Here is a 21167-nt window from a genome sequence, read left to right on the forward strand (position 1 = left end):
GCTTACGCTGATGAAGGGTGATGAGGGTGTCGAGGTTGCGGAAAAGAGCACCGATTTGCTCCTGTTCCTGACGGCTCCTCGGTATCGGCAACATCACTTCGGCAATTTGGTTCTTGTTGATCTTCTTAGGAAATGCGATGTGAAGCGTTCTTCTATACAGCTCCATTTTGGCGCTTGGAGACTGTAGGCTTTTGTCGAGGTAGTAGGAATCAACGTTAAACGGCTTGAGCAATGCGAGGCTAACGTAAAACGCCAGCTTGTCATCGGTTTCCACAACGTTGGATGTACCGATATCGCCAATGCGAGTCATCAGGACATCGCCGCGCTTTGGATACACTGGATAATCTCTGGCAAAAGCTTCCCGTGAGATGAATTTCTGCGATGTAAGTGTCGCTATATTCTCGACTGATAAGAACATAACACCTTCGTCCTGATAGTCAGGAGTTTGATGGACTCCATCATAGACTGCGGCCACGTCGCCAAGCTTACGCTGTTCCCAAGGGTCCGTAAAACCGGCAAAACGAATTTCGGGTACATTAGTCTTTTCCGTCACGCTATTCACCTCCCAACAGTTTCCGCAGTTCAGCAATGCCCGCCATATCGAATTCATTGCCCGTGAGCTGGCCCAACATCGCTGCCAACTCGTTTTCCGCCTCATTAATCTGATTGCACACGTCCGAATAGGTTGTCGCGTACTTTGCGTTCAACGCCACAATCTTCGCAATGAAGTCGCCTATAACGGCATTGGGCAGTTCGAGCAAATCAGACTGCAGCGGCTCAATCCATTTCGCAGCCAGCAATTCGTCACACTGGACATCAGTCAAGCCCTCAATAACCTTTTTTGTCGTCTCTTCGAGCGCGACAAGCGCCTTTTTGCTTGCCTTTTTGAGGTCCTTCTCCTCATCGAGCAGAGTCTGAGCACGAACAAGCGCCATCTCAAAGTCGCCATTCGGATGCTTGCCGATGCTCTTCACGGCTTTCTTGAGGGATGCCGCCACAAGCATGCCGTCATCGTCAAAAACATCGCTCGAGCCTTTCTCCTCCTCATCAAGATTCTCAAGAATCTCGTCAAGCTCTTGAGATATTTCATTCAAACGGGATTCGCGCGCGGTAATTTCTTTGACATCATCAGCGAGCAGCTGCTCTTGGACAAGCGCAAACGGCAAAATGCGGCCTGTCCAGCCATCCTGCACCTCAACGTCTTTGCCACTCTTCTTCTTAATCACCATATTTGGATCGACTTTACGCACGGCTTCCCTGCCTTCGACTTGAATAACCTCGAGGTCACCGGAAATGCCCGCCCATGCATCATCAAGAGCCTGATAGGCATCGTATTCGTCAACAAGCGCGATACCGGAAAGGGCATCGTGAAGTTGCGCCGCAATATGCTCTTCTTCGGCCACGGCGTCGATCTGCGACGCACCGTCCACCAACCTTTTCTGCAGCTCAGCAGGCAGATGCGACAGTGCATCCCGATAGCCGCCCAGAAATGAGACGACGTTGGCGTTGGTCTTTACCGTTGCCGCCACGTCGTCTGCCACGACCGCAAAGCACGACCCGCCGCCATCGCCGTAAAGCTGGCCCTTCAGGCTCGGCCACACCTTCCAGTAGCGGTCGAGAGCGTCGATCTCGGCCTTCGGAACTCCGCCGAACATAGTGGCGTACACGTCCCAGCTTTCAGCAGCTTCGGACGAATCAACATAGCGCGGAATGTTGAGGTTGTAATCGTTGGCGCGTATCTCGTCGATGGTCACCAGGCGACTGAACTTGTCGATGGTCGCTCCAGTCGTGACTGCGTCCACGATGCGGCGTATATCGCTTGCGCGCAGTTTGTTGTTTTTGCCTTCCTTCACAAAGTGCTTCGACGCATCCACGACCAGCACGTCGCTGCTCTCGCGCTGCTTGCGGAGTACCATGACGATTGTCGGGATGCCGGTGCCGAAGAAAATGTTGGCGGGAAGCCCGATAATTGCCTGAATATGGCGGTTCTCCACCAGGTTCTTGCGGATGGTGCCCTCCTCGCCGCCGCGGAACAGCACGCCATGGGGCAGAACGATGCACATGATGCCGTCGGGGCGCAAGTGGTACAAATCATGCAAGAGGAAGGCATAGTCTGCTTTGGATTTGGGGGCAACGCCGAACTTGAAGCGCGGATCGAGTTCTTTGTCTTCCGGATCCCAGTTTTGGGAGTAGGGCGGATTCGACACCACGGCATCGACGAACAGTGGATTGTAGGTCTCATCTTTGTTCTCGACCGTATCGAACCAGGGCCAATCGTCTTCGAGCGTATCGCCATTGCGCGCCACGATGTTGTCGGGGAGTATTCCGCGCATGACCAGATTCATGCGCGTGAGGTTGTACGTGTTCTCCTTAAGCTCCTGCGCATAATACTTGATGGAGTTCGGGTCGCCGTTGCGTCGCGCCACTGCCTTGCCGATATTGATAAGCAGCGAGCCCGATCCGCTCGTGGGATCGTAGATGGTGATGTTCTCGCGTCCGGCCAGGTGCCACGAGACAATCTCGCTCATGAGCATGGACACCTCGTGCGGCGTGTAGAACTCGCCGGCTTTCTTACCGGCGTTGGCGGCGAAGTTGCTGATGAGGTACTCGTAGATGAAGCCGAGCACGTCGTAGTCCTGGCGACCGTCCATCGGGATGTCCTTGATGAGGTAGATGAGATCGCGAGCGGCCTTGGACTGGCTCCGCGCGTCGGTGCCGAGTTTGGAGAGACCGGTCTGCAACGTGTCGAAGATGCCGTCGAAGACACGCTTGCGGGCGGGATCGATGTTGCGGCTAAAGGCAGAGAGGGCGTCGCGAACGTTCGAAATCTCGAAGTCGCCGCCTTTGGCGACCCAGGTGGAGAAGAGGTTCTCGTAGGCGATGAAGTAGCCGCACTCGCCCTTGACGAACTCGACCGTTTCTTTGTCGTTTTCCACGAGGCTCGGCAAATCCTCCTCGGCGAAATCACGTGCCTTCAGGCGGGTGATTTCGGTCTCGGAGAGGAACTTGTAGAAGATAAAGCCCAGGATGTAATCCTTGTATTCATTTGCCTCGATTTTCGAGCGCATCTTGTTGGCGGATTCCCATATCTTTGATGCCAGTTGCTGCTTGTTCATCTAGTTTTCCTCGCTTCTATAGACTTGGTCGAGCGTTTTTCCGTCGTCGCTTACCCATTCGGTCCAGCCGTTCTGGCTGCCGCCGAGCACGAACACCGCCGCGGCGCTGGGCGTCGGGAACTCGAGATCGTCGGCGAGCTCTGCGATACCGCCCGAATCGCCGAAAATCTCCCTGCGCGCGGCCACGACGCCCGCGTTTTTCAGCAGTTGCCGTGGTCCTCGTCGAGCAGGTAGTAGACGCCGCGCTACGGGATGTTCGGTAGCGACTTCGCCTCGGCGAGGTCCTCGCTCGGAATGACGACGGTCACGAGCGACTCGCCGTCGATGTGACAGATGCGGATACGGTCCGGCTGCGCGTCTATGAGCTGGACGGTGAGAGTCTTGACCCGGATCATGCTCATGCCCCTTTCTTCGCGAGCTCTTCGATCATGCAGGTGCGCACGAAGGCGGAGAAACTCATTCCTCGCAGCGCCGCCTCCTCCTTCGCTGCGTCGCGCAAGGTGTCGGGGATGCGTAGAGTCACGGAGACTTGATTACCGTTCACCAGGAAGCTCCTGATTTCGGTTTCGTCAGGGTTGCTCTTAATGAGTTCCTTGTAGTTATCAGGCATCTGTGCTCCCGTCACTCGAAATGCAATACAAATGCGTTTACAGCATTATAGCGTTGCGTCCTCTATGTAAAATTCGTTGATTGGTGAACATTTAATTCCAGGCGACAAGAACAAATGGGGGGCAAATACAAAATGAAGGCAACCGAGGCGAATCTGCCCCACCTTATGAGTGTGGCGAAGACTTACCTACATGAAAGCGGGTAAAAGTGGGGCTATCGTTGGCCGTTTGCCAGCGCTGTGGCAAGTTGTCGGTGCAATGCCTGGGGCATTTGAGATAAGTCATAGTGCTACAACACGGTCGTGCTATGGCAGAAAGGCAGGTTTCGCGTGGGTGCTTGGATGATTCGTGCCGGTCGTGGCGGCGTATATGCGTCCGACTGGCTCGAGCATGGCGTCATAGGTATTGGCTGGGATTTCGATGGTGCCGATATTGCCGCTATGAATCGCGAGCAGATTAGGGCAGCATACGGCCTGTCACATCCCGGCGACAGCAAGGGCAGGGTCGCGGCGGGTGTTGGCCAGGTTTACCGTTTTGCGCACGATATGACGACGGACTCGACCGTTGTCATGTACGACCCGGAGAGCCGCCTTTATCATCTTGGCGTTATCACTGGCCCCTGCGTTGCCGTCTGCGATATGGACGGAGTGACCTACACGCGAGACGTCAAGTGGGGTGAAACCGCTCCACGTGATGTGCTTTCGCCGTCCTCTAAGAATTCGCTCGGCGGCATCCAGACCATCTTCGCTGTCTCCGATGAGGTCATGGCCGATCTCACGAATGCTGCAAGGGACAAGTCGGTGGTGGCTTCAAATGATCCCGCCATCGATGATAACGATGCGACAAATGACGAAGAAACCCTCGCAGCGACCTATGACAATGGCATTGAGCTCATTAAGGATCGCGTTAACCAGCTCGATTGGGAGGATATGGAGCGCTTGGTAGCGGGCCTGCTCAAGGCTATGGGCTACTGCGCTCGCGTTATGCCCAAGGGTCCTGATGGCGGTCGCGATGTGGTGGCGTCTCCGGATGCTCTCGGGCTGGAGTCGCCTCGCATTGTCGCTGAGGTCAAGCATCGCAAGGGTGCTATGGGCGCCCCAGCGGTTCGCGCATTTATCGGTGGCCTTCGCGCAGGCGATCGCGGTCTGTACGTGTCTACGGGCGGCTTTACGAAAGAGGCACGCTACGAGGCCGATCGCGCGAACATTCCCGTGCGCCTACTCGATCTGGATGCCTTCGTGCGGCACTATGTCGAAATCTATGACAAGACCGATGACGACACCCGTTCCATTCTTCCGCTCACCCGTATCTGGTGGCCAGCATAAAAGGAGACATTGCCATGATTCAACAGGTTGCTTTCGAAGTTCCCGCAGAAATAGCGGTGGGCCTAGCTACTGGTAAGTATGTCCAATGGGGCGGTGTTGTGCGCGACGGCGCTGGTCATATTGTTCGGCATCTTAAGCCTGCAGATGTTCAAAATGGGGCCAACAAAGCGCTGCGTATAGCTGACCAGGCAGTTCAGCTTGCGAAGCAGAACAAGAAAGTTGCTATAGCTGCGCTTGCGGTTGCGGGCGTCGCTGCGGTCGGCGGGGGCGTCTATGCGGGGGTGACTTGCGTGCGCCACAGCAAAGAAGACACGTTGCGAAAGAAGCGGATGGCAGACTTTAACTCTGCATTCTCGGAATACCTTAAGGCTTTGGGGGATGGCGAACTTACGATCGAGATGATTGACAGGTTGGAAGACGCCATAACTGCCCTTAATGGCGGTAAGGAAGGCTTCACGGTCGAAATTAAGGGCGAGCAGTTTGAGGACATTGTTAAGTCTGTGCGCGACTACACCGATCGTTTGTCCAAGGCAAATGGCGAGAAGACCCCTAATGTCATTCCTAAGCTGTTCGAAAGGAAACCGAATGACGTTGAAGGCCTTAGGGAATGCCTTAATACTCAGCGTGAAATACTCTTGCGAGTGGCATAGATAAACCCAGCCGGCACTTGTGCATGTCGAAAGGCATACACAAGTGCCGGCCTTTTGACATCGTGCGGCTTGAGCGGCGGCGTGCAACGGCTGCACGCCGCCTGCGAAATGACGCGCGGGCGGCGCTTGATTTCGCCGGCTGCTGTTAGGCTTAAATCCGAAAAAGTGTCGAAATATCCCGTGTAAAAGTACGGAAAAGTGTCGTAATACACACTTCAAAATCCCGAAAAAATGTCGAAATGAGCACCTAATAACCACGGAAAAGTGTATCCTAGTGCTAAAACAGCACGTAATAAGGGGTGCGCTTATGCTGCAGAGAAAAGCGAAAGCACGGTTTGAATCTTGGCTTGCCTCGTCGCCTAACAAGGCTCTTTTGGTCAAGGGTGCCCGACAGGTAGGAAAGTCATATTTGGTCAACGTCTTTGCAAACGAATCGTTCGAAAACGTCGTAACGTTCGACCTTATCGCCGACGCGTCCGTGCGCGATTCGTTTTTGGCGGCGAAAAGTGCGGACGACCTGCTTATGCGCATGTCTATCGCTGCGACGCAGCCGATGGTTGCGAACAAGACCGTTGTGGTTATCGACGAGGTGCAGCGATGCCCCAACGTAGTGACGTTTATCAAATACCTGGTCCAGCGCGGCGACTTTCGATACATCCTTACCGGATCGCTCCTTGGCGTTGAGCTCGAGGGCATCGATTCCCTGCCGGTGGGGTATGTCGAGCAGGTCCAGATGTACCCGCTCGACTTTGAGGAGTTCTGCTGGGCAAGCGGCGTTGCTGCCGGAGCGTTTGACATGCTCAGGGGTTGTCTAAAGGACGAAAAGGAGCTCCCCGGCTATCTGTATGACCGCTTGCTCAATCTGTTCCATCAGTATGTGGTGGTGGGGGGCATGCCCGACGCGGTCAATTCCTTCTTGGCGACGCGCAATGTCGACGAGGTTCGAAACATCCATCGCGATCTTCACGCCCTGTATCGCGATGACATCGCAAAGTACGCTCCGCCTGAGCTACGCTTGGTTATTCGCGATATCTATGATCTGATTCCCAGCGAGGCCGGTTCCAAAAACAAGCGATTCAAACTGTCATCGATTAACGGTGTCAAACGTTTTTCGCAGGTGACAGATCATTTCCTCTGGCTATCGGAGGCGGGTGTCGCGCTTCCTGTGTATAACGTAACGGCGCCCGTGGCACCCCTTTTATTGGGGGAGCAACGAAATCTGTTTAAGCTGTTTTACTTGGACACCGGAATGCTTATGTCGTCGTATTCCAAAAGGGTCGCCCAAGGCGTTTTTGATGGGGAGGCAGAAGGCCCCTTTGGCATGAATATGGGGGCGGCATTCGAGGGCTTCGTTGCCCAAGAGCTCAAAGCCCACGGATTTAGATTGCGCTACTTTACGTCCAAAAAGGTCGGTGAGCTCGATTTTGTGGAAGAGACGTTCGATGGGGAAGTGCTCGCCATCGAGGTCAAATCGGGCAAGAGCTTTAAGTCCCACGCGGCGCTCGATAACGCACTGGCAACGAAGGGCTACGGAATCGATCGCGCCCTGGTACTTGCGGAATGTAATCTTCACCGCGATGGTGACGTGCTGTATCTGCCCATCTTTATGGCAGGGCTTTTGGAGCCGTAACGTGCCGCCGACTCTTCCGACCCTCCCTTAGCCCTCGCTACTCGTCGTCCCCGTCGTTGGGGTCGCCCTTGAGGGTGTTGATGTCCAGATACTCGTTATCGTCCTCTTTTTGCTGGGTCTCCGACTCCGCTTGGGTGGGGCCGGAGAACAGCCGGAATCCCTCAAACGCAATGACACCGAGCAGGGCAATGACAATGGCGATAAAGGCAACCTTGACTGCCTGCGGAAATTCCGAGAAACGCAGCGCCTTTTCCTCGGCGTAATAATCGGCGAAGCGTTCTTCGCCTGTGCTTTTGGTATACACCGGCGCGGACGCGGCCTCCGGGTCATATTCCGGTGCAGGCGTGGCAGCGTACGGATCGTTGAGATAATCGCTCGATGCGGTGCCATAATCCTCGGTCTCGATGCGACCGTTGCCAGCATAGCCATCGGAATAATCGGAAAATGCCGTACCGCTCTCATAGTCCGCGGCACTCGTGTTGGCGGCAAAAAGCGGGTTAACTGGAACGTCGAGCGCCGGCATGCCGGTAGAGGTCTCATCCAGATCGGTTGCAGCCCAGGAATCGTAGGCAACCTGATGGGCAACGGGCTCATCGAGCCTTGTGACCGGAGGCTTGCGTGCCGCAGGAACAGGCAACTGCTGGGCGCTGTACATAACGGTGCTGTCGGCCGATTTGCCCTGCGTCGCTGCAGCGAGAAATGCCGCCGTTTCGGACGGGTCGCTTGCGGGGCGGGGAGCGGGCGTGGTCGCCGAAGTGAGTGCGGGCGTCGAAACAGGCGACTGCGCAGGAGTCGGCGCAGATGCGGGCTTAGGCGCAAGTGCGGGATTGAGGCTTGACGGACGAGCCCCGCCGCCCATGAGTTCGTCGGCGGTCCACGGGCGATCATTCATCACGTCGTCAAGGCTCAGCGAAAACAGGTCGTCTTCACCCTCATCGAACATGCGGTGCACATGTCCACCAATTGCCGGAATCAATCCGCGACCGGTGCATGATGCCTTGCTCAACGCCATTCTGTTTCATCCTTTCGAAATACTAATGACATCGATTATATGGAACTTCCCAAGCGGCTCGGTCTTGGATTCGTGCTTTCCAGAACTCGCGCCCAAAAGGGGAGGGGCAATCCAGGCGAGTGCCTACTTGTCGCCGGCCGCCGCCTTGGCCTCATTGAGGTAGCTATAGAAGCTGTATTTGGAGATGCCAAAGAACTCGCAGGCGCGCTCGCTCGATTTGGAAATGAGAAAGGCGCCGCGACGGTCGAGGTAGCCAATGGCACGAATGCGCTCGTCTTTGGTCATGAGTGCCGCGGGCTTGCCCACAAACTGCTCGCACTCGTGCAGCAGGTCCTCGAGCAGGTCGCCGATGTTCTTGGTAATGGGCTCGGGCTCGGTATAGCCCGTGCCGCCGGTGCCGGTAAAGGCGTCGAGCGAACGCTCAAAAGCCTTCATAAGCGTAATGTCAAAGTTGATGCCCAAAATGCCGACGGGCTTGCCCTCGTCGTTGCGGATAAAGATCGTCGAGGACTTGAGCAGCTTGCCATCGGTGGTTTTGGTGAGGTACGGCTCGCGGTCGTGTACATCGGTGGCGCCCTCGTGCATGGACTCAAACACAATATGGCTGGGGCCGTCACCCAGTTTGCGCCCGCTGACGTGGCCGTTTTCGATCACTACGATGGAGTGGTCTACGTCCTCGGTCTCCAGATCGTGGACGACGACTTCGCAGTTGGGGCCAAATTGGAGCGCCAGACCGTGTGCGAGGCGCTTGTAAAACTCAATCTGTGCGGGGGTCATGGGTGCCTTCCTAAAAATTAGTTTGGGCACACTTTGCCATAAACCACACTTGTTCGCAAATAACGATAGCGTCGCTGCGTTATGTGACCGTTCAGCGGCGAAAAGGTACCGATTACGACAACAAACAATTTGTTAGGTTTACCAATCAAAAAGTGTGATAGAACAGTACTAACAAACTTTTTGTTTGGCATCCACATAAAAGTTCAGCCGTGTGAATGGGATCGGGCTGAAACGCGTATGCGGGGGCCGGCAAGAGAGGACTTAAGGAGTTCACCGTATGGCCGATAAGATCCAGTGGGCGGGCAACACGATGCCCAAGAGCGATGACAAGCACTTGGGAATCATGAGCCTCGACCACGTGAAGAAGGCCCGCGCCTTCCACCAGTCGTTCCCTCAATATACCGTCACTCCGCTTGCCCGCCTGGACGGTCAGGCTGCGCGCCTGGGCCTGTCCAACCTGTGCGTTAAGGACGAGAGCTATCGCTTTGGCCTCAACGCCTTTAAGGTCCTGGGCGGTTCGTTTGCCATGGCCAACTACATTGCCGACGAGACCGGCAAGGACGTTGCCGACTGCACCTTCGACTACCTGACCTCCGATCAGCTTGCCAAGGACTTTGGCCAGGCCACCTTCTTTACCGCCACCGACGGCAACCATGGCCGCGGTGTGGCATGGGCTGCCAACAAGCTGGGCCAGAAAGCCGTCGTGCACATGCCTAAGGGTTCCACCAAGCCCCGCTTCGATAACATCGCCGCCGAGGGCGCCACGGTGACCATCGAAGAGGTCAACTACGACGAGTGCGTGCGCATGGCCGCCGCCGAGGCCGATGCTTGCGAGCGCGGCGTTATCGTTCAGGACACCGCCTGGGAGGGCTACGAGAAAATCCCGTCTTGGATCATGGAGGGCTACGGCACCATGGCTTCCGAGGCTGCCGAGCAGCTGCGCGAGATGGCCATCAACCGCCCGACGCACGTCTTTGTCCAGGCTGGCGTGGGCTCGCTGGCTGGCGCTGTGGTGGGCTACTTCACCAACCTGTATCCCGATAACCCGCCCACCTTCGTCGTGGTCGAGTGCGCGCCTGCCGCCTGCCTGTACAAGGGCGCTGCCGCCGGCGACGGCGACCCGCGCATCGTGGACGGCGACATGCCCTCCATCATGGCCGGCCTGTGCTGCGGCGAGCCCAACATCCTTGGCTGGGATATCCTGCGCAACCACACCACCGCCTTCGTGTCCTGCCCCGACTGGGTTACCGCTCGCGGCATGCGCACCCTGGGCGCTCCCGAGAAGGGCGACCCGCGCGTCATCTCCGGCGAGTCCGGCGCTGTGACCACCGGCCTGGTCGAGACTCTCATGCTCGATCCCGAGTACGCCGAGCTCAAGGAGCTCATCGGCCTGGACAAGACGAGCTCCGTGCTTTGCTTCTCCACCGAGGGCGACACCGATCCGGATCAGTACCGTCGCATCGTCTGGGAGGGCGAGTATCCGACCTGCTAGCAGACTGACCTGTCCGGAGGCAGCCGGAGGACTTTACTCCCTGCTCGGACAGTCCTGCTCGCACGGAGAGCACATTAAGTGCTCTCCGGCTCGTGCGGAACTCGCGACGGAGCAAAGTCCTCCGTCCGCCTCCTATGGTTACTTGCTTGTGGGGTGCTCGACCTCACGCTGCTTGGCACAAGTGATCTATCTGAAATATCTACCTGTAGGTAAACCCTTGTAGAAAGGTTGACTGTTATGACTAAAGAACTCGATTTTGATGCCATTAAGGCTGCGGCTGAGTCTCATCGTGCTGATATGACTCGCTTCCTGCGCGCTATGATCTCCCATCCCTCTGAGTCCTGCGAGGAGGGCGAGGTTGTCGCTTGCATCAAGGCCGAGATGGAGAGCCTTGGCTATGACGAGGTCAGGGTCGACGGCCTGGGCAACGTCATGGGCTTTATGGGCGAGGGCGACAAGATCATCGCCATCGACTCTCACATCGACACCGTCGGCATCGGCAACATCGAGAACTGGGATGCCGATCCCTATGAGGGCTACGAGACCGACGAGATCATCTACGGCCGCGGCGGCTCCGACCAGGAGGGCGGCATGGCTTCTGCTACCTACGCTGCCAAGATGATGAAGGACATGGGCCTCATCCCCGAGGGCTACAAGATCATGGTCGTCGGCACCGTCCAGGAAGAGGACTGCGACGGCATGTGCTGGCAGTACATCTACAACAAGGACGGCATTAAGCCCGAGTTCGTCATTTCCACTGAGCCCACCGACGGCGGCATCTATCGCGGTCACCGCGGCCGCATGGAGATCCGCGTCGACGTTCACGGCACCTCCTGCCACGGTTCCGCTCCCGACCGCGGCGACAACGCCATCTACAAGATGGCCGACATCATCGCCGACGTCCGCGCCCTCAACAACAACGGCTGCGACGAGTCGACCGACATCAAGGGCCTCGTCAAGATGCTCGACCCCAAGTACAACCCCGAGCACTTTGAGGACGCCCGCTTCCTGGGCCGCGGCACCTGCACCGTCAGCCAGATCTTCTACACCAGCCCCAGCCGCTGCGCTGTCGCTGACTCTTGCGCCATCTCCATCGACCGTCGCATGACCGCCGGCGAGACCTGGGAGTCCTGCCTGGACGAGATCCGCAACCTGCCGGCCGCCAAGAAGTACGGCGACGACGTGAAGGTCTCCATGTACATGTACGACCGTCCGTCCTGGACCGGCGAGGTCTACGAGACCGAGGCTTACTTCCCCACGTGGATCAACAAGGAGACCGCTCCGCACGTCAAGGCCCTCGTCGACGCCCACAAGGCCATGTTCGGTGACGAGCGCATCGGCTGCGAGCCCAGCATGGACAAGCGCACCGGTCGTCCGCTGTGCGACAAGTGGACCTTCTCCACGAACTGCGTTTCCATCCAGGGCCGCTATGGCATCCCCTGCGTCGGCTTTGGCCCGGGTGCCGAGTCTCAGGCTCACGCTCCCAACGAGGTCACCTACAAGGACGACCTGGTCACCGCTGCCGCCATGTATGTTGCTGCTTTGAACCTCTACGATCCGAGCCAGGCCGATGGCGACGCTACCGTGTTCCGCGCCGGTCTGACCAACAACAAGATCGATTAGTCCCATTCCACGATCTTGTTGAGCCGGGGGCCGCTCGTGTCCCCGGCACCCCCTGTTGACTTGGGGCCCGCGGTCGTTATCTCCCATGCTTCCTCAACGGTAGCGGGTCCTCGTCATAGCGCTCTGCATGTTCTAGCCACACGCGCATGCCGGAGCACATCTACTCATTGCGATCGTTTCATCTATGGAAAGGATATTTACATGGACGCCAAGTTTACCGAGCTCGTCGAGCAGCTGAACGGCCTCGATTTTAAGGGCATGTACGGCAGCGACTTCCTGCACACCTGGGATAAGACCACCGATGAGCTCAAGGCTCTCTACATCGTTGCCGACGCCCTGCGCGAGCTGCGTGAGAACAACGTTTCGTCCAAGATCTTCGACTCGGGCCTGGCCGTCTCCCTGTTCCGCGACAACTCCACCCGTACGCGCTTCTCCTTCTCTAAGGCCGCCAACCTGCTCGGCCTCGAGCTGCAGGACCTGGACGAGAAGAAGTCCCAGATCGCTCACGGCGAGACCGTCCGCGAGACCGCTACCATGATCTCCTTCATGGCCGACGTCATCGGCATCCGCGACGACATGTACATCGGCAAGGGCGACGCCTACATGGCCGAGGTCTCCGAGTCTGTCCAGCAGGCCTACGAGGACGGCGTTCTGGATCACCGTCCCACGCTCATCTCCCTGCAGTCCGACTCCGATCACCCCACGCAGTCCTCTGCCGACATGCTCTACCTCATCAACGAGTTTGGCGGTCTTGAGAACCTCAAGGGCAAGAAGGTTGCCGTCACCTGGGCCTATTCGCCTTCTTACGGCAAGCCGCTGTCCTGCCCGCAGTCGCTGATCAGCCTGCTGCCCCGTTTTGGCATGGACGTCACCCTGGCCCACCCCGAGGGCTACGACCTCATGCCCGAGGTCGTCGAGCGCGCCAAGGGCTATGCCGCCGAGTCCGGCACCACCTTTAAGCAGGTCAACACCATGGCCGAGGCCTTCGAGGGCGCCGACATCGTGATCCCCAAGAGCTGGGCTCCGTTTGCCGCCATGGAGAAGCGCACCAACCTGTACGCCGAGGGCGACGACGTCGGCATCGCTGCGCTCGAGAAGGAGCTGCTCGCCCAGAACGCCACCCATCAGGACTGGTGCTCCACGACCGAGCTCATGGAGAAGACCGCCAACGGCCAGGACACCATCTTTATGCATCCGCTGCCCGCCGACATCTCCGGTGTCTCCTGCGAGCACGGCGAGGTCAACGCCGACGTCTTCGACATGCACCGCGTGGGCATGTACAAGGAGGCCAGCTACAAGCCGTACGCCATCGCAGCCATGATGTTCCTGCAGAAGGTTGCCGATCCCGCCGCTACCCTCAAGGCCCTCGACGAGCGCAACACCGCCCGTTGGTTCCAGGCCTAAAGCTGGGTTGAGGTAAGCCATGTAAAGGGGGCGCTCTGCCAACCGGCGGGGTGCCCCTTTTTGCATCGTGGGCGTGCGGGATAAGCGCTTTCGATGTAGATGCCCCGCGACGCGAGTTATGGGTACGATGGTTTCAGGGGAGGTATCGCCATGAAACTTGGTTGCGTCATTATGGCTTCGGGCGAGGGCAAGCGATTTGGCTCTAACAAGATGCTCGCTGATATCTATGGCGAGCCGCTGATTGCCCGGACCATTGATTCGGTTCCCCGGGGCTTTGACGTTGTGGTTTCGACGCGTTGGCCCGAGGTCGCTCAGATTTGTGATGACAAGCATTGCCCGTGCGTGCTGCACGATGGCGAGCTGCGCAGCGAAAGCGTCCGTGCGGGCCTTTCGTGGGGAGTCGAACGCAACTGGAAAGGTTGCCTCTTTTTGCCGGGCGACCAGCCGCTCGTGAGTTCGGATTCTTTTGAGGCTATGGTTCGTGCATTTGACGAGCGTGGCCGCAAGCATCCGGTGCGTCTTGCGTGCAACGGTGAGCCTTCGAGCCCGGTGCTCTTTCCGGCGGAACTGTTCGATGCACTTATGTGTCTTGAGGGTAAGGACGGCGGCGGTTCGATCCTCAAGGACCGTACCGACGTGGTGCTGGTCGAGGCGCGTGCCTACGAGCTGTGGGACGTCGATACCGTCAAGGGACAGCGACGCATAACGGAGCATATCGCCGCCTGCTCGTATTTTGATCGCGTGGCCAACTGCATCAATCAATAAGGAGCAATTATGATCATCATCAAAAACGGCGCACTCGTGACGCCCCAGGGGCTTCGCCGCGCCGATCTTGCCATGGATGGCGATAAGATCGTGCGGATTGCCGCGGCGATTGAGCCGGCCGAGGGCGATACCGTCGAGGATGCTGCGGGCTGCTGGGTGTTCCCGGGCTTTATCGATGGGCACACGCACATGCAGTGCTGGACCGGCATGGATTGGACAGCCGATAGCTTTGAGACCGGCACGCGCGCGGCTGCCTGCGGCGGCACGACGACCATTGTGGACTACGCGACGGCCGATCGCGGCGTGACCATGCCCGATGCCTTGGTCGAGTGGCATCATCGCGCCGACGGCACCTGCACCGCCAACTATGCCTTCCATATGGCGCTTGCCGAGTGGAATGAGCGCAACCGCGCCGACCTTTCGGCCATGCGCGAGGCGGGCGTGTCGTCGTTTAAGACCTACTTTGCCTACGACCATCTGCGCCTGGACGATGCCGAGACGCTCGAGGTGCTGGAGGAGCTCAAGCGCGTGGGCGGTATCCTGTGCGTGCATTGCGAGAACGGCACGTTGGTCAACGCGCTGCAGAAGCGCGTGTTTGAGCAGGGTATCCACGGGCCCGAGGGCCATGCGCTCAGCCGTCCGGACGTGTGTGAGGCCGAGGCCGTGAGCCGCCTGCTGTATCTGGCGCACTTGGCCGGGGACGCTCCGGTCAACGTGGTGCACCTTTCGACCAAGCTGGGGCTCGAGGCCATTCGCGCTGCCAAAGCGCGCGGGCAGAAGAACATCTATGTCGAGACATGCCCTCAGTATCTGATGCTCGACGACACCTGCTATCTGGAGCAGGGCGAGGACGGCTTTGCGGGCGCCAAGTACGTGATGAGTCCGCCGCTGCGCCATGCCGGCGACCGTGCGGCGCTGTGCGAGGCGCTTGTGGCCGGCGAGATCGATACGATTACGACCGACCACTGTAGCTTTAACCTGCACGGGCAAAAGGACCGCGGGCGCGACGACTTCCGCGCGATTCCCAACGGCGGACCCGGCGTGGAGCATCGCCCCGTCGCGATCGCTACGAGCTTTGAGGGACAGCTGGGTCCCGAGGATCTGTGCCGCCTGATGAGCGAGAACCCGGCGCGCGTCTTTGGCATGTATCCGCACAAGGGCTGTCTTGCCGAGGGCGCCGATGCCGACGTGTGCGTGTGGGATCCCAAGGCGCGCTGGACGATTAGCGCCGCGACGCAGCATCAGGCCGTGGACTACACGCCGCTCGAGGGCTTTGAGGCGCACGGCCGCGCCAAGGCCGTGTTTGTGAACGGCGTACTGGCTGCGCGCGACGGCGAGCCCACCGGAGCCCAACCCGGCCGCTACGTCCCCCGCTAACAGGAAGGCCGCCAAATTAGCTACCCCTGGAGGCTGGTGGCGATGAGGGGGCGGCCGAGGGCTGCCTCGAAGCGATCTGCCATCGTTGGATCGGCAAGCGTGTCGACTTGGTTGAGCATGATGTGGGCATTGTTGAGGTTCAGCATCTGCAGCTCGGCATTGAGCACCTGGGCGACGCGCTCTGGGGTGGCAGCGTCGGTGGGCTCGCAGCCGCAGCGCTCGCAGAAGAGCTCGGGGCGGTGGACAACCTCGGCGACGGGCTTGCCCAGCCCCGAGGCGCCGACGACCCAGACAACGTTTGCCGTGGCGGCGGGAATTACCGGCTCCCAGGCGGCATGCGCCTTGAGCGGGAGTCGCTTGCTGCCATCTGCCTCGGCCAACACATAGTCAAAGCGCTGCGCCAGCTGGTCGATCGGCTCAGCGGGGGCGGAGAGCTTGCCTGTCTCCGGGTCCAAGACGCCTGCCTGGCAGATGCTTCCGTGCACAAGGCCCGTGCAGGCCTCGCAGGTGCAACCGGGGACATGCGCGGCGCCCGGCTTCCAAGGCGCGGCGTCCAGGCGACGGCTCGACCCGTCCCATGGCACGCCGGCGACGGGAAACATGTGCGTGGTGGTACAGAGGAGCACGCGGCCGCCAGCGCGCATGAGCTCGAGACCCAGCGTCTTCAGCAGCGTCGACTTGCCGCCACTGCCGATAATCGCGGTAATGCCCGGCTCGATCCTGAGCGCGGAGGCAAGATTGCCGCTAACCGTTTCCATCTGTTCACCGCCGTATAATACTGTGATAATAAATAATCATCAGAGTAGCGGCCGAACCGCTTTTGCTCTGCTCAAACCGTAGCACAGGGAGGTACCCCGGGAATGCTCGTTTATGTTCGCGGCGCCGGCGATATCGCCACGGGCGTCGCCGCTCGCTTGGTGCGCGCCGGCGTTTCGGTCGTTATGGCCGATATCGCGGTTCCCACGTGCATCCGCCGCACAATCTGTTTTTGCGAGGCCATTCGCCTGGGCGAGGTCGAGGTCGAAGGCATTCGCGCTCGCTTGGCACGGACGCCGGCTGAGGCGCTTGAGATTACCGAGGCTGGAGACGTCGCCGTTGTGGTGGACCCTCAGGCCAAGATGCTCGGCGAGCTGAAACCCGCGGCTGTGGTCGACGCGATTTTGGCTAAGCGCAACTTGGGCACCACGCGCGACATGGCGCCTGCCGTCATCGCTGTGGGGCCGGGCTTTACCGCGCCGGTTGACTGCGACGCCGTGGTCGAGACCATGCGCGGGCATTTTCTCGGCCGTGTCATTACCCAAGGTTCGCCCCAGCCCAACACGGGCGTGCCGGGCATTATCGCCGGCTATGGCAAGGAACGTGTTATCCACAGCCCCGCCGCCGGCGTGTTTCGGTCCGACCGCGCAATCGGCGACATCGTGAGCGCCGGAGACGTGATTGGCTACGCGGGCGATACGCCCATGTGCACGCAGATCGATGGCTGTCTGCGCGGGCTTTTGGCGAACGGCGTGCAGGTGACTGAGGGCTTTAAATGCGCCGATGTCGACCCGCGCGGCGATGCCAGCTATATCAACTACATTTCGGACAAAGCGACGTCGGTCGGCGGCGGCGTGCTCGAGGCACTCGCTATGCTCACCGATGTCTTTAGAGGATAGAAGGCGGCAATGGAAAAGCTCGATGTTGTGAATGCGGCGCTTGCCGCCCTGCGTGCTGGCGAGACGTGCGAGCTGGTGGTCGTGGCCGGTACGGCGGGGTCGTCCCCGCGCGGTGTGGGCGCCTGGATGGCCGTCTTTGCCGATGGCAGCCAGGCGGGCACTATCGGCGGCGGCAAGATTGAGCTCTTTGCGCTGGATGAGGCGCGCGAGCTCCTGAGCGCGGGACAGTCGCGTCTGGTCCGCTACACCATGGGCGGCGAGAACTCCGATACCGGCATGATCTGCGGCGGAGCCATCTGCCTGTGCTACCTGCATTTGGATGCGACTCAGGCACCGTTGTTCCAGTCGGTTGCCGACGTCTTGGCCTATCGGCGCATCGGCGACTTCGTCATCGACTTTGAGCCGTTTATCGCGAGCGCGCTCGAGGGCGATGTGGTTGAGTACCATGGCGAGACATCGCGCCATACCATTGCCGGCTGCCCCGAGCTTTCGCTGGTGGAGGAGGGGAGTAAGGTCACCTACACCAACGCCGCCTCCGAGATTCCCCCGGCGCACATCGAGACGCTCTGCCCCGAGGGCCTGACCTATATCTTTGGCTGCGGCCACGTGGGCGCTGCGACGGCGCGGGTGCTCACGGCGGCGGGCTTTGCCGTCGTGGCTTGCGACGACCGCCCCGGCACGTTGACCCCCGAATGGGTGCCCGGCGTCTACGACCGTCGTCTGGTCGATTATAAGAACCTGAGCGAGCTGTGTCCCATCGGCCCGCGCGACCTGGTGGTCGTCGCCACGGCGGGTCACAAGTCCGATATCGACGTGGTGATTCAGGCCATGCGCGCCAAACCCGCCTATCTGGGCTGCTTGGGCTCGCGCCGCAAGACGGCCTTTGTGTGCGCCCGCCTGGAGCAGGAGGGCTTTACGCAGGAGCAAATCGACGAGCTGCACCTGCCGATCGGTGTCGCCATCGAGGCCGAGGACCCCGAGGAAATCGCCATCTCCATCGCTGCCGAGATGATTCACCTGCGCCGCACCAAGCTCGTCCCCCGCAAGCGCTAATCGCATCCCCATATATGAGTTGCGGTGAAATACGGACTATTAAAGCCTGTTAAGCCGTCAAACGGTCCCTATTTCACCGCAACTGCCATTTTCCTCCGTCCCCTAGGGATCAATATGTGCGGGGGAGTTGTGGAGTTGTGCAGGCAGACGAGGTTTTTCTGGAAATACGCTCCCGATGCGCGTATAGTACCGATTGTTTTGTCGGCTCCTGCTGCGTCGAGTCCAAACCGCGAAATGCCATGAGCGGCGCGGATGCAGCCAGGAGGCACGAGGACAACCCATCGTGGCCACGCCCCGTGCTTAAAACCCCAAGAAGGAGTGAACAATGGCAGAAGAGAAGTATGTGCCGCGTCTGAAGACCAAGTACAACAACGAGGTCAAGCAGCAGCTTCAGGACAAGTTCCAGTACGAGAACGTCATGATGATCCCCAAGTTTGAGAAGATCGTCGTGAACATGGGTGTCGGCGAGGCCGCTACCGATTCCAAGGCCATCGACGGTGCCGTGCGCGACCTGCGCGCCATTACCGGTCAGCAGCCGATGATCACCCGTGCCCGCAAGTCCATCGCTACCTTCCGCCTGCGCGCTGGTATGCCGATCGGCTGCAAGGTTACCCTGCGTGGCGATCGTATGTGGGAGTTCTTCGATCGTCTGACCTCCGTCGCGATCCCCCGTATCCGCGACTTCCGCGGCATCTCCGCCAAGAGCTTCGACGGTCGTGGTAACTTCTCCATGGGCGTCACCGAGCAGCTCATCTTCCCCGAGATCGACTTCGACTCCGTCGATCACCAGCGTGGTATGGACATCACTTTCGTGACCACCGCCAACACCGATGAGGAGGCCAAGGCCCTTCTGGACGCCTTCGGTTTCCCGTTCAAGAAATAGGTTCACCTGCCCTATGAGCGCCGTTCCCAGAAGGGGGCGGCGCTTGGGGCGAACAATACTCTATGTGAGGAGGATATAAGTGGCTAAGACATCGATGATCGTCAAGTGCAATCGCAAGCAGAAGTTCTCTACTCGTGAGTACACGCGCTGCCAGCGCTGCGGCCGTCCGCACTCTGTGTACCGCAAGTTCGGCCTGTGCCGTGTCTGCTTCCGCGAGCTTGCACTCAAGGGCGAGCTTCCCGGCGTTAAGAAGGCCAGCTGGTAAGTCACTACCAGCGTTTCAAGCATCAGTTTGGAACAGGGAAAACGCGCTAAAAAGGCTTTGCCGTTAAGGGCGGCGAAGAACCAAGAGCACGTGTTCATCAAGAACGAAGGAGAATCTGTATGAACCTTACAGACCCGATCGCAGATATGCTTACGCGCATCCGTAACGCTAACTCTGTGAACAAGGCCACGGTCTCCATGCCGAGCAGCAAGAAGCTCGTCGAGATCGCTCGTGTTCTGCACGAGGAGGGCTACATCGAGGGCTACGATGTCGAGGACACCGTTCCCCAGAAGACTCTGCACATCACGCTTAAGTATGGTCCCAAGAAGGCTAAGGTCATCAACGGCATCCGCCGCATTTCCAAGCCGGGCCTGCGTAAGTACACCGGCGTTGCCGACATGCCCCGCGTCCGCGGTGGCCTTGGTACCGCCATCATTTCCACCAGCCATGGCGTCATGACCGACCGCGATGCTCGCAAGCACAACGTCGGCGGCGAGATCATCGCTTACGTCTGGTAATTCGCTCGGTAGGTAGAAGGAAAGGAGATCACCGTGTCTCGTATCGGTAATAAGCCTGTCCAGATTCCCGCCGGAGTCGAAGTGGCAGTCAACGGCAACAACGTTGTCGTCAAGGGCCCCAAGGGCCAGCTCGAGCTCGATGTCTTTGAGAAGCTCGCTATCAACGTCGAGGACAACGTCCTCACCGTTTCCCGTCCCGACGACGAGCGTGAGACCCGTGCCCGTCACGGCCTCACCCGCGCCCTCATCCACAACATGGTTGTTGGCGTTTCCGAGGGCTTCGAGAAGAAGCTCGAGCTCGCCGGCGTCGGTTACCGCGTGCAGCAGAAGGGCAAGAACCTCGAGTTCTCCCTGGGCTTCTCGCACCCCGTGATCGTCGAGGCTCCCGAGGGCATCACCTTCGAGGTTCCCGACAACACCCACGTGAACGTCAAGGGTATCAACAAGCAGCAGGTCGGTCAGATCGCCGCTGAGATTCGCGGCCATCGTCCTCCCGAGCCTTACAAGGGCAAGGGTATCCACTACGTTGGCGAGCACATCCGCCGCAAGCTGGGTAAGGCCGCCAAGTAGTCGTAACCGACTTACTCGCATAAGACCAGCACCCCGTTAGGTGCTGGCAAGATCAACCTTTTTAGGAGTTTACGTATGAACAAGCATAAGGCGAAGCTGGAAGGCCTCAAGCGTCGTCAGCGTCGTGTTCGCGGCAAGGTCTCGGGTACCGCCGAGCGTCCGCGTCTTCGCGTGACCCGTACCAACGCCAACATCTATGCCCAGATCATCGACGACAGCAAGGGCTCCAGCCTGACGCTCGTCTCTGCCTCGACCCTCGAGGCCGAGTTCAAGGGCACCCACACCTCGAACAAGGAGGCTGCGGAGAAGGTCGGTCAGCTCGTTGGCAAGCGTGCCATCGAGGCCGGCATCACCAAGGTCGCTTTCGATCGTGGTGGCCGTATCTACCATGGCCGCGTCAAGGCCCTCGCCGACGGTGCTCGTGCCGCCGGTCTCGAGTTCTAG

Annotated in this window: 23 protein-coding genes; 15 read left to right on the forward strand and 8 right to left on the reverse strand. The window is 59.2% G+C overall.

Translation table 11 applies throughout. The features are described from left to right. From CHY22_RS08865 to CHY22_RS08880, 5 genes are all read right to left on the reverse strand, one after another. A partial coding sequence (locus CHY22_RS08865) for a restriction endonuclease subunit S (RefSeq protein ID WP_210401399.1) occupies positions 1–553 on the reverse strand: 553 nt, incomplete at its 3' end. Between the two features lies 1 nt (position 554). Then, positions 555–3116, reverse strand: coding sequence for a type I restriction-modification system subunit M (locus CHY22_RS08870; RefSeq protein WP_089573546.1), 2562 nt, complete (start codon positions 3114–3116; stop codon positions 555–557). After that, entirely contained in the window at positions 3117–3302 is a 186-nt protein-coding gene (locus CHY22_RS10220; protein WP_233502805.1) for a DUF4357 domain-containing protein, read from the reverse strand. A gap of 59 nt (positions 3303–3361) precedes the next feature. Beyond that, positions 3362–3511, reverse strand: coding sequence for a hypothetical protein (locus CHY22_RS10225; RefSeq protein ID WP_233502806.1), 150 nt, complete (start codon positions 3509–3511; stop codon positions 3362–3364). A 2-nt stretch (positions 3512–3513) separates the two neighbouring features. After that, on the reverse strand, positions 3514–3726 hold the full coding sequence (locus tag CHY22_RS08880; RefSeq protein WP_089573547.1) for a YlcI/YnfO family protein: 213 nt from the start codon (positions 3724–3726) through the stop codon (positions 3514–3516). 327 nt (positions 3727–4053) lie between these two features. Between CHY22_RS08880 and CHY22_RS08885 the strand changes: the two genes are divergently transcribed. The 3 genes from CHY22_RS08885 to CHY22_RS08895 all read left to right on the forward strand — a co-directional run bounded on the left by CHY22_RS08885 (position 4054) and on the right by CHY22_RS08895 (position 7329). Next, entirely contained in the window at positions 4054–5049 is a 996-nt protein-coding gene (locus tag CHY22_RS08885) for a restriction endonuclease (RefSeq protein ID WP_199408723.1), read from the forward strand. A 14-nt stretch (positions 5050–5063) separates the two neighbouring features. Beyond that, positions 5064–5699 (forward strand): hypothetical protein, encoded by a 636-nt coding sequence (locus CHY22_RS08890; RefSeq protein ID WP_089573549.1) that lies wholly within the window; start codon positions 5064–5066, stop codon positions 5697–5699. Between the two features lie 307 nt (positions 5700–6006). After that, the gene (locus CHY22_RS08895; RefSeq protein WP_089573550.1) at positions 6007–7329 is read left to right on the forward strand and encodes an ATP-binding protein; all 1323 of its coding nucleotides are present in this window, start codon (positions 6007–6009) and stop codon (positions 7327–7329) included. 37 nt (positions 7330–7366) lie between these two features. Here CHY22_RS08895 and CHY22_RS08900 read toward each other — a convergent pair whose 3' ends face one another. Together CHY22_RS08900 and CHY22_RS08905 are read right to left on the reverse strand one after the other, a co-directional pair. Further along, complete coding sequence (locus CHY22_RS08900) at positions 7367–8341, reverse strand: hypothetical protein (RefSeq protein WP_089573551.1); 975 nt, start codon at positions 8339–8341, stop codon at positions 7367–7369. Positions 8342–8464: 123 nt separating this feature from the next. Next, the gene (locus CHY22_RS08905; protein ID WP_089573552.1) at positions 8465–9118 is read right to left on the reverse strand and encodes a helix-turn-helix transcriptional regulator; all 654 of its coding nucleotides are present in this window, start codon (positions 9116–9118) and stop codon (positions 8465–8467) included. A 277-nt stretch (positions 9119–9395) separates the two neighbouring features. Here CHY22_RS08905 and dpaL point away from each other — a divergent pair, with 277 nt between their 5' ends. The 5 genes from dpaL to hydA all read left to right on the forward strand — a co-directional run bounded on the left by dpaL (position 9396) and on the right by hydA (position 15779). Continuing rightward, a complete protein-coding gene (dpaL, locus tag CHY22_RS08910) occupies positions 9396–10610 on the forward strand; it encodes a diaminopropionate ammonia-lyase (RefSeq protein ID WP_089573553.1) in 1215 nt (404 codons plus the stop codon). Positions 10611–10847: 237 nt separating this feature from the next. Next, on the forward strand, positions 10848–12233 hold the full coding sequence (locus CHY22_RS08915) for a YgeY family selenium metabolism-linked hydrolase (protein WP_089573554.1): 1386 nt from the start codon (positions 10848–10850) through the stop codon (positions 12231–12233). Between the two features lie 201 nt (positions 12234–12434). Further along, the gene (gene ygeW / locus CHY22_RS08920) at positions 12435–13637 is read left to right on the forward strand and encodes a knotted carbamoyltransferase YgeW (protein ID WP_089573555.1); all 1203 of its coding nucleotides are present in this window, start codon (positions 12435–12437) and stop codon (positions 13635–13637) included. Positions 13638–13787: 150 nt separating this feature from the next. After that, positions 13788–14402, forward strand: coding sequence for a nucleotidyltransferase family protein (locus CHY22_RS08925; protein ID WP_158551151.1), 615 nt, complete (start codon positions 13788–13790; stop codon positions 14400–14402). A 9-nt stretch (positions 14403–14411) separates the two neighbouring features. Further along, complete coding sequence (gene hydA / locus CHY22_RS08930) at positions 14412–15779, forward strand: dihydropyrimidinase (protein ID WP_089573557.1); 1368 nt, start codon at positions 14412–14414, stop codon at positions 15777–15779. 20 nt (positions 15780–15799) lie between these two features. Here hydA and yqeC read toward each other — a convergent pair whose 3' ends face one another. Continuing rightward, on the reverse strand, positions 15800–16537 hold the full coding sequence (yqeC, locus tag CHY22_RS08935) for a selenium cofactor biosynthesis protein YqeC (protein WP_089573558.1): 738 nt from the start codon (positions 16535–16537) through the stop codon (positions 15800–15802). A 102-nt stretch (positions 16538–16639) separates the two neighbouring features. On the opposite strand from yqeC, the gene yqeB reads away from it, so the two are divergent. The 7 genes from yqeB (at position 16640) to rplR (ending at position 21167) form a co-directional block, all read left to right on the forward strand. Beyond that, the gene (gene yqeB / locus CHY22_RS08940; protein ID WP_089573559.1) at positions 16640–17434 is read left to right on the forward strand and encodes a selenium-dependent molybdenum cofactor biosynthesis protein YqeB; all 795 of its coding nucleotides are present in this window, start codon (positions 16640–16642) and stop codon (positions 17432–17434) included. Positions 17435–17443: 9 nt separating this feature from the next. Next, complete coding sequence (locus CHY22_RS08945) at positions 17444–18487, forward strand: XdhC/CoxI family protein (RefSeq protein WP_089573560.1); 1044 nt, start codon at positions 17444–17446, stop codon at positions 18485–18487. A gap of 325 nt (positions 18488–18812) precedes the next feature. Next, entirely contained in the window at positions 18813–19370 is a 558-nt protein-coding gene (gene rplE, locus CHY22_RS08950) for a 50S ribosomal protein L5 (protein ID WP_006235260.1), read from the forward strand. Positions 19371–19449: 79 nt separating this feature from the next. Beyond that, entirely contained in the window at positions 19450–19635 is a 186-nt protein-coding gene (locus CHY22_RS08955; protein WP_022094280.1) for a type Z 30S ribosomal protein S14, read from the forward strand. Between the two features lie 119 nt (positions 19636–19754). After that, positions 19755–20153 carry a 30S ribosomal protein S8 gene (gene rpsH, locus CHY22_RS08960; protein ID WP_006235262.1) on the forward strand — a complete coding sequence of 133 codons (399 nt, stop codon included), beginning with the start codon at positions 19755–19757 and terminating at the stop codon, positions 20151–20153. A gap of 33 nt (positions 20154–20186) precedes the next feature. Next, positions 20187–20723 carry a 50S ribosomal protein L6 gene (gene rplF / locus CHY22_RS08965; RefSeq protein ID WP_006235263.1) on the forward strand — a complete coding sequence of 179 codons (537 nt, stop codon included), beginning with the start codon at positions 20187–20189 and terminating at the stop codon, positions 20721–20723. Between the two features lie 75 nt (positions 20724–20798). Continuing rightward, positions 20799–21167: a 50S ribosomal protein L18 gene (gene rplR, locus CHY22_RS08970; RefSeq protein ID WP_055252235.1), complete on the forward strand. Its 369-nt coding sequence runs from the start codon at positions 20799–20801 to the stop codon at positions 21165–21167.

Source organism: Collinsella sp. TF06-26 (assembly GCF_002232035.1).
GTDB lineage: Bacteria > Actinomycetota > Coriobacteriia > Coriobacteriales > Coriobacteriaceae > Collinsella.

Coding starts and splice junctions, on each gene's coding strand:
- CHY22_RS08915 (WP_089573554.1), top strand. CDS start 10,848: ATGACTAAAGAACTCGATTTTGATGCCATTAAGGCTGCGGCTGAGTCT.
- yqeC (WP_089573558.1), bottom strand. CDS start 16,537: ATGGAAACGGTTAGCGGCAATCTTGCCTCCGCGCTCAGGATCGAGCCG.
- rplR (WP_055252235.1), top strand. CDS start 20,799: ATGAACAAGCATAAGGCGAAGCTGGAAGGCCTCAAGCGTCGTCAGCGT.
- CHY22_RS08925 (WP_158551151.1), top strand. CDS start 13,788: ATGAAACTTGGTTGCGTCATTATGGCTTCGGGCGAGGGCAAGCGATTT.
- CHY22_RS08895 (WP_089573550.1), top strand. CDS start 6,007: ATGCTGCAGAGAAAAGCGAAAGCACGGTTTGAATCTTGGCTTGCCTCG.
- CHY22_RS08945 (WP_089573560.1), top strand. CDS start 17,444: ATGGAAAAGCTCGATGTTGTGAATGCGGCGCTTGCCGCCCTGCGTGCT.
- CHY22_RS08880 (WP_089573547.1), bottom strand. CDS start 3,726: ATGCCTGATAACTACAAGGAACTCATTAAGAGCAACCCTGACGAAACC.
- hydA (WP_089573557.1), top strand. CDS start 14,412: ATGATCATCATCAAAAACGGCGCACTCGTGACGCCCCAGGGGCTTCGC.
- CHY22_RS08900 (WP_089573551.1), bottom strand. CDS start 8,341: ATGGCGTTGAGCAAGGCATCATGCACCGGTCGCGGATTGATTCCGGCA.
- dpaL (WP_089573553.1), top strand. CDS start 9,396: ATGGCCGATAAGATCCAGTGGGCGGGCAACACGATGCCCAAGAGCGAT.
- CHY22_RS08905 (WP_089573552.1), bottom strand. CDS start 9,118: ATGACCCCCGCACAGATTGAGTTTTACAAGCGCCTCGCACACGGTCTG.
- CHY22_RS10225 (WP_233502806.1), bottom strand. CDS start 3,511: ATGATCCGGGTCAAGACTCTCACCGTCCAGCTCATAGACGCGCAGCCG.
- CHY22_RS08870 (WP_089573546.1), bottom strand. CDS start 3,116: ATGAACAAGCAGCAACTGGCATCAAAGATATGGGAATCCGCCAACAAG.
- yqeB (WP_089573559.1), top strand. CDS start 16,640: ATGCTCGTTTATGTTCGCGGCGCCGGCGATATCGCCACGGGCGTCGCC.
- CHY22_RS08890 (WP_089573549.1), top strand. CDS start 5,064: ATGATTCAACAGGTTGCTTTCGAAGTTCCCGCAGAAATAGCGGTGGGC.
- rplE (WP_006235260.1), top strand. CDS start 18,813: ATGGCAGAAGAGAAGTATGTGCCGCGTCTGAAGACCAAGTACAACAAC.
- ygeW (WP_089573555.1), top strand. CDS start 12,435: ATGGACGCCAAGTTTACCGAGCTCGTCGAGCAGCTGAACGGCCTCGAT.
- rpsH (WP_006235262.1), top strand. CDS start 19,755: ATGAACCTTACAGACCCGATCGCAGATATGCTTACGCGCATCCGTAAC.